Genomic DNA, 16,115 nt, shown 5'->3' on the forward strand with positions numbered 1-16,115 from the left:
CTGTACGGCCGGTCAGTCCCCTGGCTCATATCGAGGGCGGGGCCACCGTCCCCGGGGCCGCAGGGGCCGCTGACGCGGGCGGACGGGCGCCCGGGGAGCGGAAGGCCAGCCCGATGGAGGGCTGGAAGGTCACTCCGCCCAGGTTCCGCTTCGCCCCGAAGAGGTCCGGCTTGCAGATGACGTAGCCGCCCGTCAGCTCGGCGTAGATGTGCACGTAGCGGTAGCCCAGGGCGAAGCCCACCGTGGAGCCCACGAAGTGGCTGCTCACCGACGTGGGCAGGCTCACGTCGAAGCCCGTCACCGGGGCGCCCTGCTGGGAGAAGTCCACCAGTTGCGGGTCCATCCGGGTGTGGCTGTAGACATACTTGGGGGCCCCATAGAGCTTGAATACATCGCCGTACTCGGCGCTCAGGTAGAGCGGCACCTCCACGTCGAAGCGGTTGAAGTCCCCCAACTGCACCACCTCCAGCACGTCCAGCACCGCTCCGGAGAACAGGTGCTTGGACACCCCCAGCCCCAGGGCCAGGTCGTAGGAGCGGTTCTTCGCCTCGCCGCCGTGCGCCAGCCGCACCTTGCCGTCGAAGCGCAGGGAGTTGCCGCTGAAGCGCCCGCCCAGGTCCAACCCGTCCACGATGCCCACCCGCACCATCAGCTCCGGGTTGACGCCCGGCGGGGCCACCACCAGGGCGATGCCGGCGGTGAGCAGGCGCTGCTGATCCTCCTCGGAGAGGTTGTAGGGCCGGCCCTCCTCGATGGCGTCCCTCGCCTCGCGCCCCTGGTCGATGCCCACGTCCACCACGTCCACGAGGGTGCCCACCGGCACGAAGACCCCCATGCTGCCCGTCACCTGGACCTGGCCTGGGGACAGCGTCTTCGCGGTCTGCATCGTGGAAAGGGGGGTGGCACAACCCACCGTGACACTGGCGAGTCCCAGCAGGAGCAGGACGGGAAGAGATCTCATGGGGTTGCAGGTTAAGCCCAATTCTGGCGCGAACGCTTCAATCCGCGCGTCCACGCTGCTAAGGGGGCTGTCGTGCGAATCAAGCAAAAACCCGAGGACTTCTCCGTGAAGGAGTCCTACCGCTTCGACGAAGCCGCCAATGGGCGGCATCGTGTCTACCTCATGGACAAGCAGAAGTTGTCCACCTTCGACGCGGTCAACCGCCTCATTACCAAGTTCGGCCTGAAGCCGGGCTCCATCAGCTACTGCGGCCTGAAGGACAAGCAGGGCCGCACCGAGCAGATCATCGCGGTGGATGGCGCTGACGTCGACATGCAGGAGCCCGACCTCCGCCTGAAGTTCCTGGGCCGGACGGACAAGGCCCTGTCGGCGCGCAACATCACCTCCAACCGCTTCTCCGTCACCGTGCGCGCCCTGACGCACGACTCGCTGGCCCCGCTCAACCTGGCCACCGCCGAGGTCAACCGCCTGGGCGTGGTGAACTACTTCGACAGCCAGCGCTTCGGCGCGCTCAAGCATGGCCAGGGCTTCATCGCCAAGGACATCATCCGGGGCGACTTCGAGGCCGCGCTGCACAACTACTTCGCCCGTCCCTCGGAGCTGGATCGCACCGAGGACGCCAAGGTGAAGGGCTTCTGGCGCGACAACTGGGGCCAGTGGGACGCGCGCGTGCCCTTCGAGGGCGCGAAGAAGTACCACCGCATCCTGCGCTCGCTGCGCGACCATCCGAACGATTGGATGCGGGCGTTCCTGCAAATCGACTCGGACTACCGGGCGATGATCCTCTTCGAGTACCAGAGCTACCTCTGGAACGAGGGCGTCCGGCGCTACCTGCAACTGCTGCTGCCGCGCGAGCACATGTTCCCCATGCGCTACCAGGCCGGCACGCTCTTGCACTTCCGGGACGCGAGCCCGGAGGTCCTGAGCACGCTGCGCGACGCGACGTTCCCGCTCGTCGGGCCGGACTCCACCTTCAGCGATCCGAAGGTGGCGGAGGCCATGGCGTGGGTGCTGGGCCGCGAGAAGCTCAAGCTCGCCGACCTGCGCATCAAGAACGCGGAGCGGCTGCTCTACTTCAAGGAAGAGCAGCGCCCGCTGCTCATGAGCCCGCACAAGCTCGTCGTGGGCCGCACGCAGAACGACGACGTGAACCGCGGCGACATCAAGGTCAACGTGGCCTTCACGCTGCCCCCGGGCGCGTACGCCACGCTCGTCATCAAGCGCCTGTTCCACTTCGAGTACACCGAGGACACGAAGGACGAAGTGCGCGCGTCGCAGCGTCCGCGCCTCGTCGCCACCGAACGGGCCGAAGCCCACGTCGAGGCGGCCCAGGCAGCGAAGCGTGAAGCCGAGGGCCCGTCGCGCCACCGCACGCTCGCCAGCCGACCGATGCGGCTGGCCCGGCCTCCCCGGGGGCTCGACGCTCCGTCCGCTCCTGAAGGCCGGTCCGACCGTTCTGACCGGGCGGGTTCGTCCCGCCGGGATGAGCGCTCCGCCCGTCCGGCCCGAGCGCCCGCTCCCCCGCCTGCCTTCACCGCCGCGCCCGTGCCGGAGCCGGAAATCCCCCTGGGTTTCCGCGCCAAGCAGCAAAAGCGCAAGGACGTGAAGGCCGAGGCCCGGGTGGAAAAGGCCGAAAAACAGCGGCTTGCAGCGGCCAAGTCCGTGAAAAAACAGAAGAGGAAGTGATGTCGGGGGGCGTCGCAATGGCCTTCCGCGACGCCCGTAGGACAAGGCGTGAACGCTCTTGCCCTCGACTCGCTGCCCATGGCCATCGGAATGCTGATGGCTGAGGACGCCGCTCCGCTCCCCTGGAAAGCGGACGTGCAGGCCGCCCGCAAGGGGGACCCGTCCGCCTTCGAATCCCTCGTTCGCAGCGTGCAACGCCCGGTGTACGGCCTGGCGTTGCGCCTGCTGCAGAACGATTCGGAGGCGGCGGAGGTCGCGCAGGAAGCCCTGCTGCGCGCGTACCAGAACCTGCACCGCTACGACGACGCGCGCCCGTTCGACCTCTGGGTGCTCGCCATCACCCGCAACCTCTGTCTGGACCTGCTCCGCCGCCGCACCAAGGTGCGCACCGAGGAGCTGGAGCCCATGAAGGAGGTCCTCCCCAGCCACGAGGCGTCCCAGTTGGACGGCGCCATCGCGCGCGAGGAGCGGCTGTCACTGGAGGCCGCCATGGAGACGCTCTCCGTGGACGACCGTGAAGTGCTGGCCCTCTATTACGTCCAGAAGCGCACCACGAAGGAGATCGCGCAGATCATGGGCTGCGCGCCCGGGACCATCATGGCCCGCCTGTTCCGGGCCCGTGAGAAACTGCGCAAGAAGATGACGCCCGCCGAGGAGGAGACCCGATGAGCCCCTGCCCCGATCTGGAAGTCCTGTTCGCGGAGCTGGAGGCGGGTGAGGGCCCCGGCCTGGACCACGCCGCGGAGTGCGAAGCCTGCGCCGCGATGATGGAAGACCACCGCCTGCTGGAGCAGGACCTCTTCCGGCTGGCGGATCCGCTGCCGCCCCCGTCGCTGGTCGTCAACGTCATGGCCCGCGTCGCCGAAAGCCCCGTTCCCCAGCGGCGCGAGGTGTGGACGGGGCTGGCCATCCTGCTGACGTCCCTGGGCGCGGGGCTGGGCTTCCTCTTCTCCAGCGACCAGGCGCTCGGTCGCTTCGGCACCGGCTTCGCTTCCACCGTGGGCAACAGCCGCGCGTTCGTGGAAGGCCTGTTCAGCGGTGCCCACGCCCTCTGGAGCACCGCGGGCGTGGCGGTGGCGTGCTTCATCGCGGTGGTCGTCCTGTCCTCCCTGTTCGGGCTGAAGCGGCTCGTCGGTTCCCCTCCTCCGTCTCTCTCCGAAGCCTGAGCGTGACCATGAAGATCCTCCCCCGACTGCTGCTTCCCACGCTCCTCCTCGGCGCCCCGCTCGCGCTCGCGGAAGGGCCCCCGGCGCCCCCCGCCGCCGCCACCGCGCCCACGCGCACCATCGACGTGAGCTTCCGCGGCTCGCTGCGGGACGCGCTCAAGACAATCGCTGAGAAGGGCGGCCTGAACCTCGTCGTCACCGGCGACCTGGACACCCCCGCGGAGGTGCGCCTGCGCGGCATTGGCGCCGAGCAGGCCCTGCGCACGGTGGCCCGCGCGTACTCGCTCCACCTGGAGCAGGACGGCTCCATCTTCACCCTGCGCCCGCTCACCACCCGGGAGAAGGAAGCCGGCACGGCCGACAACGCGCCGCCCGCCGTGCCGGTGCCGCCCATGGTGGCCGCCACGCCTCCGCCGCCGCCCGCTCCGCCCGAGCCCTTGGACGCGGAGGAAGCCGCGGAGCTGGAGGCCGCCGCCGCCGCCGCCCACGCGGAGGCCGCGAAGGAGCAGGCCGAGGAGGCCAAGCAGCGCGTGCGCGAGGAGATCCGCGACTTCCGCGACAGCTTCAAGAACAAGCGGGGCCGGCGCGGCGCCCGGGACGTGGTGGCGCGCGGACAGAACCTGGAGGTGAAGCAGGGCGAGTCCGTGGAGAGCGCGGTCGTCTACGGCGGCAACCTCATCGTGCGCGGCACGGTGGAGGACGACGCCGTCGCCTTCGGCGGCAACCTGGAGATCCACGGCCACGTGGAGGGCGACGCTCACGCCTTCGGCGGCAACGTCATCCTGGGCCCGGACGCGGAGGTGGAAGGCGACGTGTCCGCCTTCGGCGGCCAGGTGCAGAAGGCGGACGGCGCCAAGGTGGAGGGCAGCCTGGAGTCCTTTGGCGGCGCGGGCCTGGGCCGCATGGTGGCGGGTGAAATCAAGCGCGGCATGACGGAGTCCCGCGACCCCGGCGCGGCGGTGGATCCCTCGGATTCGGACGACGATGACGACGACCGTGGCAATGGGGGCGGCGGACTGGCGTCGTTCATCCTCCAGTTCGCGCTGCTCTTCGGGCTGGGCTTCCTGGGGCAGATGTTCTTCCCGGCGCGCATGAAGGAGCTGGGCGAGGAGATCCGCAGCCGCCCCGGCCAGAGCGTGTCGGTGGGGTTCGTGGGCACGCTGGCGCTCATCCCGCTGACCATCGTCCTGTGCATCACCCTCATCGGCATTCCGGTGGCGTTCGCCCTCCTGGTCGCCTCCATGCTGGGCACCGCGCTGGGCTACGCGGCCATCGCGAGCGAACTGGGCACGCGGCTGCCGGTGATGCGTGGACGCAAGACGCAGGCGGTGGTGCTGGCTTTGGGGCTGGGGGTGCTGCTGCTCATCAGCCACATCCCGGTGCTGGGCGTGCTGCTCAACCTCTTCCTCACCCCGCTGGCGTTCGGCGCGGTCATCCGCACCCGCTTCGGCTACCGCCCCCGGGGCATGCCGGAGCCCATCTTCCCCCGGGACGAAGCGCCCATCTGACGCACCCGGCCTGAGGGCCGACAGGGTTTGCCACACCGCATCAAAAAAGCTCCGCTGAAGCTCCGCTCCCCGAAGCCCCGCTCCCCGCGCACCGGGAGTGGGGCTTTTCCTTCTCCAACAAGTGCCACGCTCACCCGCCATCACCTGGGCTGTCGGCGCGAGGTGTTGACGGGGAGCGAGCGGATGCCGACAGGCTTTGACCGCCCGGGTCCGGTGCGCCATTTTGCGCGGCACCCATGCGACGCCTCCCAGACGCAACCCCGCGCGGCAGGGCCATCACCGTGGACCTCGAGGGCGAGAGCATCCCCGCCATCGAAGGCGAGCCGGTGGCGTGCTCCCTCATCGCCGCGGGCGAGAACGTCCTCTCCCGCTCCGTGAAGTACCACCGCCCGCGCGGGCCCTTCTGCTTCGCCGCGGCCTGTTCGCACTGCCTCATGCGCGTGGACGGTCTGCCCAACGTCTACACGTGCCGCACGCCCGCGAAGGAAGGCATGCGGCTGGAGCGGCAGAACGCGTACCCCTCCGCGAACGTGGACATCTTCGCGACCATCGACTGGTTCTTCCCCAAGCGCTTCGACCACCACGAGATGTTCGCGGGCGTCCCCATCGCGGAGGACGTGATGGCGAAGGTGGCCCGGCAGCTCGCGGGCCTGGGCCTGTTGCCGAAGGAGCCCGGCCCCCAGGCTCTGCCCTCGCGCACGCTCCACATCAAGGTCGCGGTGGTGGGCGGAGGCCCCGCGGGCCTGGAGGCGGCGCGTGTGCTGGCCGGCAAGGGCGTGCCCTTCCTCCTGCTGGAGCGCGACGCGAACCTGGGTGGACGGCTGGTCCACGGCACCCCGGAGGACGGAGCGCCCTTCGTGCCGGAGCCCACCGCGTTCCCGCAGGGCAGCGTGCTCAAGCGGGCCACCGTCCTGGGCCTGTACGACGACGAGCACGGCCGCTACCTCGCGGTGGCGTCGCAGGAGCCCGAAGGTCTGCGGCTCTTGAAGGTCTACGCGGAGCGCTTCCTGCTCACGGTGGGCGGCCATCCCCCCACCCTCCCCTTCGAGAACAACGATCTGCCCGGCGTGTTCGCGGGCCGCGCGGCGAGCCTGCTGCTGCGCCGCCATGACGTGGCCCCGGAGGTCGCGACGCTGGTGGGCCACGGCCTGGAGCTGCACGCACTGGCGCACCTGCTGACCCAGCGGGGCGTGGAGGTGGCCGCGGTGGTGGACTTGAAGGGCCCGCTGCCCGCGAACGCCCACCCCAAGGCGTGCGTGGGCGACGGGCTCAAGGCGCACGGCCTGCGCGGCGTGGGCGCGCTGAGCTTCACGCCGCAAGGAGGCCGCAAGCAGAAGGTGGCGTGTGACGCCATCATCGTGTCGGTGCCGGTGACGCCGGGCTTCGAGCTGGCACGCCAGGGTGGCGCGAAGGTGGAGTTCGACGCGAACGCGGGCCACTTCCGCGTGGACGCGGACGCGGACGGACGCACGCAGGCCGCGGACGTGTTCGTCGCGGGCGACGTGGCGAAGGTGGGGACGGCGAAGGACGCGGCGGCCATGGGCCAGCGCGCGGCGCAGGCGCTGCTGGGAGGGCTGTCATGAGCAAGGCGCTCGTCTGTACCTGCGAGGACGTCACCGTCTCCGACATCGAACACGCGCTGGAGCGGGGCTACCAGGACGTGGAGTCGGTGAAGCGCTTCACCGGCTTCGGCACCGGCATCTGCCAGGGCAAGAGCTGCCACTCCGCGGTCGCGGCGCTGCTCCAGAAGTCGAAGGCGCTCAAGTCCGAAGCCGTGGTGCCCTTCACGCCGCGCCCGCCGCTGTACCCCACGGAGCTGCGCCTGCTCGCGAGCGCCCCGGTGGATGAATCCGTGCCCCCCATGGGCGGCGTGCCCCAGGAGCTGGAGCACTTCCCGTCCGCGCTCAGGCCCCAGGGCCCGGTGCCGCAGAAGGCGAAGGTGGTCATCATCGGCGGCGGCATCATGGGCCTGTCGCTGGCGTACAACCTGGCGCTGCGCGGTGAGACGGACGTGGTGGTGCTGGAGCGCGGCTACCTGTGCGCGGGCGCGTCCGGCCGCAACGGCGGCGGCGTGCGCATGCAGTGGGGCACCCCGGCGCTGATTGAGCTGGCCAAGCGCTCCATCGACCTGATGAAGGTCTTCGCGCGCGACCTGGGCGTCAACGTGTGGCTGCGCCAGGGCGGCTACCTCTTCCTGGCCAAGCGCAAGGACACGGCGCTGCGGCTGGAGAAGAACGCTGTCCTGCACAACAAGTACGGCGTGCCCACGCGCATCATCACGCCGGACGCGGCGCGCGACATCGTCCCCGGCCTGACGATGAAGGACTGCCTCACCGCGGCCTACAACCCGGAGGACGGCGTCATCTTCCCCTGGGCCTTCTTGTGGGGCTACGCGCAGGGCAGCGTGAAGCGCGGCGTGAAGGTGGAGACGTACACCAACGTCACGGGCTTCGAGACGAGCAACGGCCAGGTGCGCAAGGTGAAGACGGACCGGGGCGACATCGCCTGTGACACCGTGGTGCTCGCCTCCGGCGCGTGGAGCCCCCAGGTGGCGAAGCTCGCGGACGTGGCCCTGCCCAACGAACCGCACCGGCATGAAATCCTGAGCACCGAACCGCTCAAGCCCTTCCTGTCGCCGCTGGTGTCGGTGCTCGACACGGGCCTGTACTTCAGCCAGTCCATGCGCGGCGAAATCGTGGGCGGCATGGGTGACCCGAAGGAGCCCGCCGGCCCCAACATGGGCAGCACCCTGCGCTTCGTGTCGCGCTTCGCCCGCGCCCTCACCGAACAGCTCCCCAACGTGGGCCAGGTGAAGGTGCTGCGCCAGTGGGGCGGCCTCTACGACGTCACCCCGGACAACAACCCCATCCTCGGCCGCACCCCCGGGCTGGACAACCTGCTCCAGATGTCCGGCTTCGTGGGCCATGGCTTCATGATGGCCCCCGCCGTCGCGGAGCGGATGGCGCAGTGGATGACCTCCGGCACCTCCGACGAGCTCTTCACCCGCTTCAACCTCCGCCGCTTCGAGAGCGGCACCCTGGAGCGCGAGGAGATGATCATCGGATAGAGGGGCCCGGCGCCCACCCCGCCCTGTCTCCGCTTGGGACAACAGGGCGGACCCGGTTGTCCGCAAAAGCGGCACTCCTTGAAATACGCGTAAGCCCCCGGGATGGCTGGGGATTCGCCCGGGGATGTGACGTTTCTTTACAAACGCAACCGGATTGCACGGAGCATCCACGCACCACCCCGGGGGACGCGGGGTGGCGGGCTCCCTCTGGGACACCCCTTGGCACGCGACGTGCCTTGCCCTTCGCGCCGCGCAATGCTGCGCGAAGGAGGTTCCCGTGGTCGCGAAGAAGCTCGTGGGTGCGATGCTGGTGATGGGCCTGACGGCGTGTGGTTCCATGGACCCGCAGGACCTGCCGGACGCGGAGCCGAACGGTCCGCTGGCGTCGCAGGAATCCAACGTCATCGTGGGCACGCTGAACTGGGTGAGCTCCACGTCCCTCACGGGCACGCAGGCCACGAGGGCCCGGGCGGTGGGCTACCTCTCCATCCCGGCGGTGGGCAGCCGTTGCACGGCGTGGCTCGTCTCCAACGACGTCATCATCACCAACAACCACTGCGTTGGCAGCGCGTCGGAGGCGGTGGGCGCGCGCGTGTCGTTCAACTACGAGGACAACGTCGCGTCCGCGTCGCGCATCTGGTACCCCTGCGCCACGTTCATCAAGACGTGGAGCGGCGATGACATGACGGCGCTGCGCTGCTCGGCCGTCAACGGTCAGTTGCCCGGCGCGGTGTACGGCTTCCTCGCCGTCTCCAGCACCAACGCGGCGACGAACGCGTCCGTGTACGTCGTCAACCAGAACTGCGACTACTACACGACGCCCTCCTGCGTGCCGACGAAGAAGTCCTCGCCGGGCTCCGTGCTGAACGGCAACTACAGCACCACGGACATCTCCTACAACGCGGACACGCTGGGCGGCTCGTCCGGCTCGCCCGTCATCTCCACGTCCACGAACCAGGTGGTGGCGCTGCACCACATCGGCGTCGGCGGCAACTCGCAGGGTCGCGGCACGGCGAACACCGGCGTGAAGGCCACGCGCGTGAAGGCCCGCCTCGCGGAAATCGGGCTGTAGTCCGTCCTCACGTCGCGGACGAAGGTTCCCCCTGGGCCAGCAGCACCGGCCTGGGGGGTTCGTGCGTTCCGGGCCCGGAGGGCGAAAGCAGCAGCTTCCTGCGCAGGCCGCCCAGGGCCAGTCGCCCCAGGCCCCGCTTGAAGGAGCGCGGCAGCAGGCGCAACAAACGCATCATCCACCGGTGCCCCAGGCCCGGGTACACCAGCGCTTCGCCCCGCTCGAAGCCCGCCAGGGACTCGCGGGCGCACTGGCGCAGGGACAGCTCGAAGAAGGGCGTCACCTCTTCGTCCAAAGCGGGCTCCAGCGCGAGCGGCCCCGCGGCCACGAAGGTGACGGGGATGCCCGCGTCCTTCACCTCCAGGCGCAGGGATTCGCTGAAGCCGTCCAGGAAGCGCTGCGTGGCGGCGAACGTCACCGCGCCCGGCAGGAAGAGGCGCGCCGCGCCCGAACCGATGGTGAGGATGCCTCCCCGCCCCCGCTCCAGCATGGGCCCCAGCAGCCGGTGCGTGAGCATCGCGGGGGCCAGCACGTTGGCATGCACCAGCTCCTCGATGCGCTTCCAGCGCTCTTCGGCGTACAGCCCACTGGAGGAGTGATCCGCGTTGTTGATGAGCACGTCCACGCGCACATAGTGGCGCTCCAGGTGCGCGAACAGGTCGTCCACCGCGCCGGGATCATCCAGCCGGCAGGCACGCAGCATCACCCCCAGGGTGGGGTTGCGCAGCAGCAGCTCCTCGCGCAGGGCCTTCAGCGCCTCCACCTCGCGCGCGACCAGCACCAGGGTCCTGACGCGGGGGGAGAGCAGGCGGGCAAGCTCGCGGCCGATGCCGCCAGCGGCGCCAATGATGAGCACGGTACCGTTGTCGATGGGAGGGCGCATGGGGGTGAACCTCGGGTGGAAAGCTGCCCACGCCAAGGGCGACCTGCGTGCCTGCTCCGTTGCTCAACATCCCGCGACCGGCCGCTCGCCCCCAAGGCGGGCGGACGTGCCATGTTGCGCACTTCTGGGAGGAGGACATCCATGGCTGGCCCTTCACGCATCCTCGTGCCGGTGGACCTGAAGGACGGGTCCCGTTCCGTCGTGGAGTACGCCCTGCAGCTCGCGCGGCCTTTCGGTGCGACGGTGGACATCATCCACGCCTGGGAGCCGCCGCAGTACGTGGCGCCCGACCTGCTGGTCGCCTCACCCGGTTGGGACGCGCAGTCGCTGGAGACGATGGCGCGCGACACCGCGGGCAAGGAGCTGTCCGCGCTCCTGCGCTCCCTGGAGGGCAGCGCGCCCGTGGCCCTGTCCCATCGCGTGGTGATTGGCGAGGCGGCCAACGTCGTGCTGGAGGAGGCCGAGCGCGGCAAATACGATCTCGTCGTGATGGGCACCCATCAGCGCAAGGGCATCACCCGCATGCTGCTAGGCAGCGTGGCGCAGAAGGTGGTGGGCCGCGCGGCGTGCCCGGTGCTCACGCTGCACGTCACGCCCGAAGAGAGCTGACGGCGCGGCTCAGGGCTCCGCCCACTGGCGCAAGAGGTTGTGGTACACGCCCGTCAACATCACCAGCGCGGGGCTCTTGGGCACCTCGCGCGTGAGCTGCATGATGGACGTGTCCATGTCGAAGAGCAGCGCGCGCTGGGACGCATCCCGCACCATGCTCTGCACCCAGAAGAACGACGCCAGCCGCACGCCGCGCGTCACCGGCGTGACGTGGTGCAGGCTGGTGGACGGGTAGATGATGAGGTCCCCCGCGGGCAGCTTCGCGGAGTGGTTGCCGTACGTGTCCTCCACCACCAGCTCGCCGCCGTCGTAGCTGTCCGGATCGCTCAGGAACAGCGTCGCGGACACGTCCGTGCGGATGCGCAGCGACGTGCCCGCGAGCGGCCGGATGGCGTTGTCCACGTGCGAGCCGAAGTCCATCCCCGACTCGTAGCGGTTGAACAGCGGCGGGAAGACGCGCTGGGGCAGCACGGCGGAGATGAACAGCGGGCTCTTCTCCAGGCCGGAGAGCACCAGGTCCCCCAGCTCCCACGCGGCGGGACTCCCTTCGGGAAGCTGGAGGTTCTTCTTCACCTGCGCGGACTGGCTGCCCGCGGTGGCGCGGCCGTCCTCCCACGCCGCCTTCTGGAAGACGGCGCGGCAGTGGGCGACCTGCTCGGGCGTGAGGACCTGCGGGATGTGCACCATCATGAGGACATCCTCCCACGCCCGGTTGGAGGCGCGCGCGGCTAGAACCGCACGTTCGCGGACAGCACCGCCGAGCGGCCTTCCGCCGGCACGGCCTGACCGCCGTAGTACGCGTCGTAGTAGAGCTTGTCGGTGAGGTTGTAGACGTTCAACTGCAGGTCCACCTTCTTGAACGCGTAGCTGGCGAACGCGTCGAAGCGCCAGTAGTTGGGCACCTTGGAGAGCAGCACCGTCGCGTTGGCCGGGTTGTTCACCGGGACCACGTCCTGGAACACGGCGCCGCCGCCCACGGAGAAGTTCTCCAGGATGGCGTACGTGGTCCACAGCGAGAAGCTGCGCTTGGGCGTGTTCACCAGCCGCTGGCCTTCCAGGAAGTCGTTGGTGTGCTCCTGGATGCTCGCGTCCAGGAACGTGTAGTTGGCGAACACGTTCCAGCCGCGCACGGGCGAACCCGCGACGCCAAGGTTGTAGCCCTGCACCCGCTGCTTGCCCTCAAGGATCGTCGCGGGCCCTTCCGGGTCGCTGTTGGGCACGCGGGCGTTCTTCTTGTTCGTGCGGAAGACGGCCGCGTTCATGCTCAGGCGCTCGGCGATGACGTCGGACTTGGCGCCGATTTCAAACGTCTCGTTCTTCTCCGGATCCAGGCTGACGGTGTCGTTGGCCAGCGTGGCCAGCTCCGCGCTCGGGTTGGAGGACGTGCCGTACATGCCGTAGACGCTGGTGTTCGCCACCGGGTGGAGCACCACGCCCGCGCGCCAGTTGAACAGGCCGTTCTCCTGTTCGAACGGCGTCGTCTCACCCGCGGCGTTGGTGGACGAATAGTCGCTGTGCAGGCTGTCGTAGCGGATGGTGCCCAAGAGCTCCACGTACTGGCCAATCTGCACCTGGTCGGACGCGTACACGCCCAGGTTCACCTGCCGGCTCTCGTTGGACGAGCCGAAGACGCGGTTGACGGCGGACAGGTCCGGGTTGGGGTCCGGGTTGTACAGGTCCGCGGGCAGGTTGGGGCCCGTGGGCAGGCCCACCGCGGTGAGGTTGTTGCGATCCTGGCTGCGCTGCTCACGCGACAGATCCAGTCCCACGTTGGCGGTGTGCTTGAGGAAGCCGGTGGTGAACACGCCGCGCAGGTCGGTCTGGTTCGCCAGGTACGTGTTGTCGTTGTTCGTCTCGAAGCGCTGCCGGCCGATGGTCGTCGGAGCGCCCGCCGGCGTCAGGCCGCGCGGCGCGGTGGGCCGGGCGAAGCGGTCCACGCCGCCGTAGCGCAGGGTGTTGGTGAGTTTCAGGTTGCTGCCCAGGTCCGCCAGCACGCGCGCCGTGCCGATGTGCACGTTCACGCGCTCCACGTCGGAGTCCTTCACGCCGTAGAAGTTCTCCCGAGGCACGTCCAGGGTGACGGACACCGGGTAGCCGTTGAAGTACGGCTGGCCGTAGTCCGGCACGCTGTTCTCGTGCTGGTAGAAGTAGTCCACTTCCAGCGCGACCTTGTCCGCCAGTTGGATGCGCGCGGACGGCGCGATGCCCGCCCGGTTCTCCGTGACGACGTCGCGGCCCGCCACGTCCGCCAACTGCCCCGTCGCGCTCACGCGCAGTTGGATGCGATCAGACACCTCGTGGTTGACGTCCGCCTCCACGCGGCCGGACGGCGCGGTGCCGCCCGACAGCCGCAGGTTCTGGAACGACCCCTTGCGCGGCTTCTTCGTCACCAGGTTGATGGCGCCGCCCGTGGAGCCACGGCCGAAGAGCACCGACGACGGGCCGAAGTAGACCTCCACGCCCTCCAGGTTGAACGTGTCGCGGGTGAACCAGCCCAGGTCGCGCACGCCGTCGCGCAGCGTGTCCGTCTGGGCGGAGAAGCCGCGCAGCGAGAACGAATCACCCTGCCGGCCACCCTCACCCGCCGTCACCGTGATGCCCGACACGTTGCGAAGGGCGTCGCGCAGCGTCGTCGCCTGCTGCTCCTGGATGACCCGCTCCGGCACCACCGTGATGGTCTGCGGCGTGTCCACCAGCGGCCGGGGCAGGCGCGCCAGGCTGGGCTCCGTCGCGTTGTACTTCGACGCCGCGCCCTCCACCTCCACCGTGGGCAGGACGAAGACGTCATTCGCGTCCTGGCCGGCGGACGCCGTGCCCGTCACGGGAGCATCCGCCGCCGGAGCCTCGGACGCGGGCGTCGTCGCGGCGGGGGCCGCACCCTCCACCGGACGGGCCTCCTGCACGGGCGCCGCGGGTTCGGCGGCCACCGGGGCCTCCTGCGCCACCGCCCCTCCCGCCGCCAGCGCGGAGGCGAGTCCCACCGCCTGCCCCCAGGGCCACAGCGCGCCGCGCACGCCTCCAGGGTTTCCATTCGATGAGCGGATTGCAGAACGACCGGGCTTGGCTGTGGACACGGGTCCCCTCGGGAAGATTGGTGCGGCTAAATGAGAATGATTCTCATATGCAGGACCTTGTTACATGTGACAAGATATTTCTTCCCCAAAAGAGCTGTGATTGAGGTCGCCGGGCAAACCCAGCGCTGCCAGACATCAGGCGTTCGAATGCCACACGCCTGAGAGTGAAAATGCGTCGGCCCGGAGCCGCTCGCGCGGTCCGGGCCGTGGATGTGTTTCATGAGGGGATTCTCACAAACACAATTCCAGCCAATCCTGGATACTGTGTTTCATGAGGGAAATCTCAGGCAGCGTGTGTCTTGGATTCCGGGGACTCGGGGACCGCCGCAGCCGGTGTCGCGGTCTGGGTCCGGCGGCGCGGGAAGAACCGGCGCCAGGACAGCGAATAGCCGGTGTAGACCAGGAAGACGGCGCCGAACGACGCGAGCGCGGCGATGAGCTGGCCCATCCACCCCAGCGCCTCGCCGGTGTGCAGGAAGCGCAGCCACGTGCGCACCTTGCGGCCGCTGTTGAAGTCCGCGTACGTCTCCGTGCGCAGCGCCTGTCCCGTGAACGGATCCAGTGACACCTGGACCGACGAGAACAGCGGCCACCGGTCCTGCTCGCGCACCGTGAAGGTGCTTGCCTGCGGACCACCGCGCCCGGCACCGCCTGGGCCACCCTCGCCTCGCGGACCGGCCCCACCGCGCGGGCCGCCTTCACCGCGCGCACCGGCCTCACCGCGCGAGCCGCCTTCGCCTCGCGGACCACCCTCGCCTCGCGGACCACCCTCGCCTCGCGGACCACCCTCGCCTCGCGGACCACCGCGGCCTCCTTCGGAGGCACCCTCGGGCCGACCGGCCCCTGAGTTCCCCTGCGGCGGCGTGGGCAGCCGCAAGGTGAGCGTCTCCCAGGGCTTCGCCTGCTTCATCACCACCGCGAAGAGCGCATCCAACTCCTGGGGCGCGGTGCCGGGCGCAGGCGTGGGCACGGGCACCGGCGGTGAAACACTGGGCCCCTGCGCATTGGGCGGCGGGTTGCCCGTGAGCGTGAAGACCAGGTTCGAAGCCCACTTGTAGGAAATCACCGCGCCGGACACCGTCAGCACCACCAGCACCGGCAGCGACCAGAAGCCGATGACGTTGTGCCAGTTGAAGTCGCGCGCCTTGCCCTTGAGCCCGCCGCGGAACCACAGCGTCGGCCGCATGGCGCGCAGCGTCCACTTGCGCGGCCACCACAGGAACAGGCCCGTCACGCCCAGGAAGAGAAAGGCCAGGTTGCTCGCGCCGGTGATGGCCTTGCCAATGGGGCGCTGGTCGCCCGACACCGCGAGCCAGCGGTGCGCATCCTCCATGGTGTTGAAGAACGAGCGCCAGCCCTGCGCGCCCTGCTCACGCACCTCGCCGGTGAAGGGGTGCACGTAGACGGCGCTGTTGCGCCCGGTGGCCACCACCACCACGCTGTCCGCCTCCGGGTAGAGCGTCACCGCGGTGGGCTGCGCGCCCGGCCGCGCCTCCTTCACCTTCGCGAGCATCGCGTCCACCGACAGCCGGGGCGTGCCGGAAGGCGGCGGCGCAGCGTGACGGGCATCGCGGTCCGCCCATTCGACGATCTGCGACTCGAACGCGATCGCCACGCCAGTGAAGGACATCACCCCGACGACGAGTCCGACGGTGAGACCGGACACCAGGTGGATCCAGAAGAGGACGTTTCGGAGGAGGCCAGGCTTCATGGTGTGCGTCTCTTCGAGCAGGTCACTTCAATGCGAACTTCACGGGGATCACGACCTTGACGCGAACCGGGCGCCCGTCGTGTCCCAGCGCCGGCGAGAAGCGCCAGCGTGAAACGGATTCGATGGCCGCTTCGTCCAGGCCGGGAACCGAACGCTGGATGCGCGTATAGGCCGGCTCCACGCGCCCATCCGCGCCAATCACCACGTACACCATCACCACGCCCGTGATGCCGTCCTCGCGGGCCCGGCGCGGATAGTCCGGCTTGCCCTCGAGCAGCACCGGCAGCTTCATCACTTCCCGGGGGGAGAAGATGGCCGGCGCCGCGCCCAGCCCGCCCACGCGACCTCCCGCCAGCCCGCCCACGGTGCCACCCTCCACAC

At 69.6% G+C, this 16,115-nt stretch carries 14 protein-coding genes; 8 read left to right on the plus strand and 6 right to left on the minus strand.

Annotated elements, in window-relative coordinates:
- Positions 1-25: 25 nt before the first annotated feature.
- On the minus strand, positions 26-961 hold the full coding sequence (locus D7V88_RS27860) for a type II toxin-antitoxin system TacA family antitoxin (RefSeq protein WP_120543663.1): 936 nt from the start codon (positions 959-961) through the stop codon (positions 26-28).
- A 72-nt stretch (positions 962-1,033) separates the two neighbouring features.
- Here D7V88_RS27860 and truD point away from each other — a divergent pair, with 72 nt between their 5' ends.
- The 7 genes from truD (at position 1,034) to D7V88_RS27895 (ending at position 9,460) form a co-directional block, all read left to right on the plus strand.
- Positions 1,034-2,647 (plus strand): tRNA pseudouridine(13) synthase TruD, encoded by a 1,614-nt coding sequence (truD, locus tag D7V88_RS27865; RefSeq protein ID WP_120543664.1) that lies wholly within the window; start codon positions 1,034-1,036, stop codon positions 2,645-2,647.
- 78 nt (positions 2,648-2,725) lie between these two features.
- The gene (locus D7V88_RS27870; protein WP_208726511.1) at positions 2,726-3,316 is read left to right on the plus strand and encodes an RNA polymerase sigma factor; all 591 of its coding nucleotides are present in this window, start codon (positions 2,726-2,728) and stop codon (positions 3,314-3,316) included.
- On the plus strand, positions 3,313-3,813 hold the full coding sequence (locus D7V88_RS27875; protein WP_120543666.1) for a hypothetical protein: 501 nt from the start codon (positions 3,313-3,315) through the stop codon (positions 3,811-3,813). The genes D7V88_RS27870 and D7V88_RS27875 overlap by 4 nt, the downstream gene beginning before the upstream one ends.
- An 8-nt stretch (positions 3,814-3,821) precedes the next feature.
- Positions 3,822-5,321 (plus strand): polymer-forming cytoskeletal protein, encoded by a 1,500-nt coding sequence (locus tag D7V88_RS27880; RefSeq protein WP_120543676.1) that lies wholly within the window; start codon positions 3,822-3,824, stop codon positions 5,319-5,321.
- A gap of 236 nt (positions 5,322-5,557) precedes the next feature.
- Complete coding sequence (locus tag D7V88_RS27885) at positions 5,558-6,904, plus strand: 2Fe-2S iron-sulfur cluster-binding protein (protein ID WP_120543667.1); 1,347 nt, start codon at positions 5,558-5,560, stop codon at positions 6,902-6,904.
- Positions 6,901-8,388 carry an FAD-dependent oxidoreductase gene (locus tag D7V88_RS27890; protein ID WP_120543668.1) on the plus strand — a complete coding sequence of 496 codons (1,488 nt, stop codon included), beginning with the start codon at positions 6,901-6,903 and terminating at the stop codon, positions 8,386-8,388. The genes D7V88_RS27885 and D7V88_RS27890 overlap by 4 nt, the downstream gene beginning before the upstream one ends.
- Before the next feature lie 304 nt (positions 8,389-8,692).
- Complete coding sequence (locus D7V88_RS27895; RefSeq protein WP_167509882.1) at positions 8,693-9,460, plus strand: trypsin-like serine peptidase; 768 nt, start codon at positions 8,693-8,695, stop codon at positions 9,458-9,460.
- A gap of 7 nt (positions 9,461-9,467) precedes the next feature.
- Here D7V88_RS27895 and D7V88_RS27900 read toward each other — a convergent pair whose 3' ends face one another.
- Positions 9,468-10,340, minus strand: coding sequence for an SDR family NAD(P)-dependent oxidoreductase (locus D7V88_RS27900; RefSeq protein WP_120543670.1), 873 nt, complete (start codon positions 10,338-10,340; stop codon positions 9,468-9,470).
- 141 nt (positions 10,341-10,481) lie between these two features.
- On the opposite strand from D7V88_RS27900, the gene D7V88_RS27905 reads away from it, so the two are divergent.
- Positions 10,482-10,949: a universal stress protein gene (locus D7V88_RS27905; RefSeq protein WP_120543671.1), complete on the plus strand. Its 468-nt coding sequence runs from the start codon at positions 10,482-10,484 to the stop codon at positions 10,947-10,949.
- Positions 10,950-10,958: 9 nt separating this feature from the next.
- On the opposite strand, the gene D7V88_RS27910 is transcribed toward D7V88_RS27905, so the two are convergent.
- The 4 genes from D7V88_RS27910 to D7V88_RS27925 all read right to left on the minus strand — a co-directional run.
- Positions 10,959-11,639: a Fe2+-dependent dioxygenase gene (locus tag D7V88_RS27910; protein ID WP_120543672.1), complete on the minus strand. Its 681-nt coding sequence runs from the start codon at positions 11,637-11,639 to the stop codon at positions 10,959-10,961.
- A 38-nt stretch (positions 11,640-11,677) separates the two neighbouring features.
- Positions 11,678-13,963, minus strand: coding sequence for a TonB-dependent receptor (locus D7V88_RS27915; RefSeq protein WP_244238433.1), 2,286 nt, complete (start codon positions 13,961-13,963; stop codon positions 11,678-11,680).
- A gap of 343 nt (positions 13,964-14,306) precedes the next feature.
- Entirely contained in the window at positions 14,307-15,734 is a 1,428-nt protein-coding gene (locus D7V88_RS27920) for a PepSY-associated TM helix domain-containing protein (RefSeq protein ID WP_120543674.1), read from the minus strand.
- 22 nt (positions 15,735-15,756) lie between these two features.
- Positions 15,757-16,115 (minus strand): energy transducer TonB (locus D7V88_RS27925; protein WP_147448893.1); only part of this gene is annotated, 359 nt, incomplete at its 5' end.

It is taken from the genome of Corallococcus terminator (genome assembly GCF_003611635.1).
GTDB lineage: Bacteria > Myxococcota > Myxococcia > Myxococcales > Myxococcaceae > Corallococcus > Corallococcus terminator.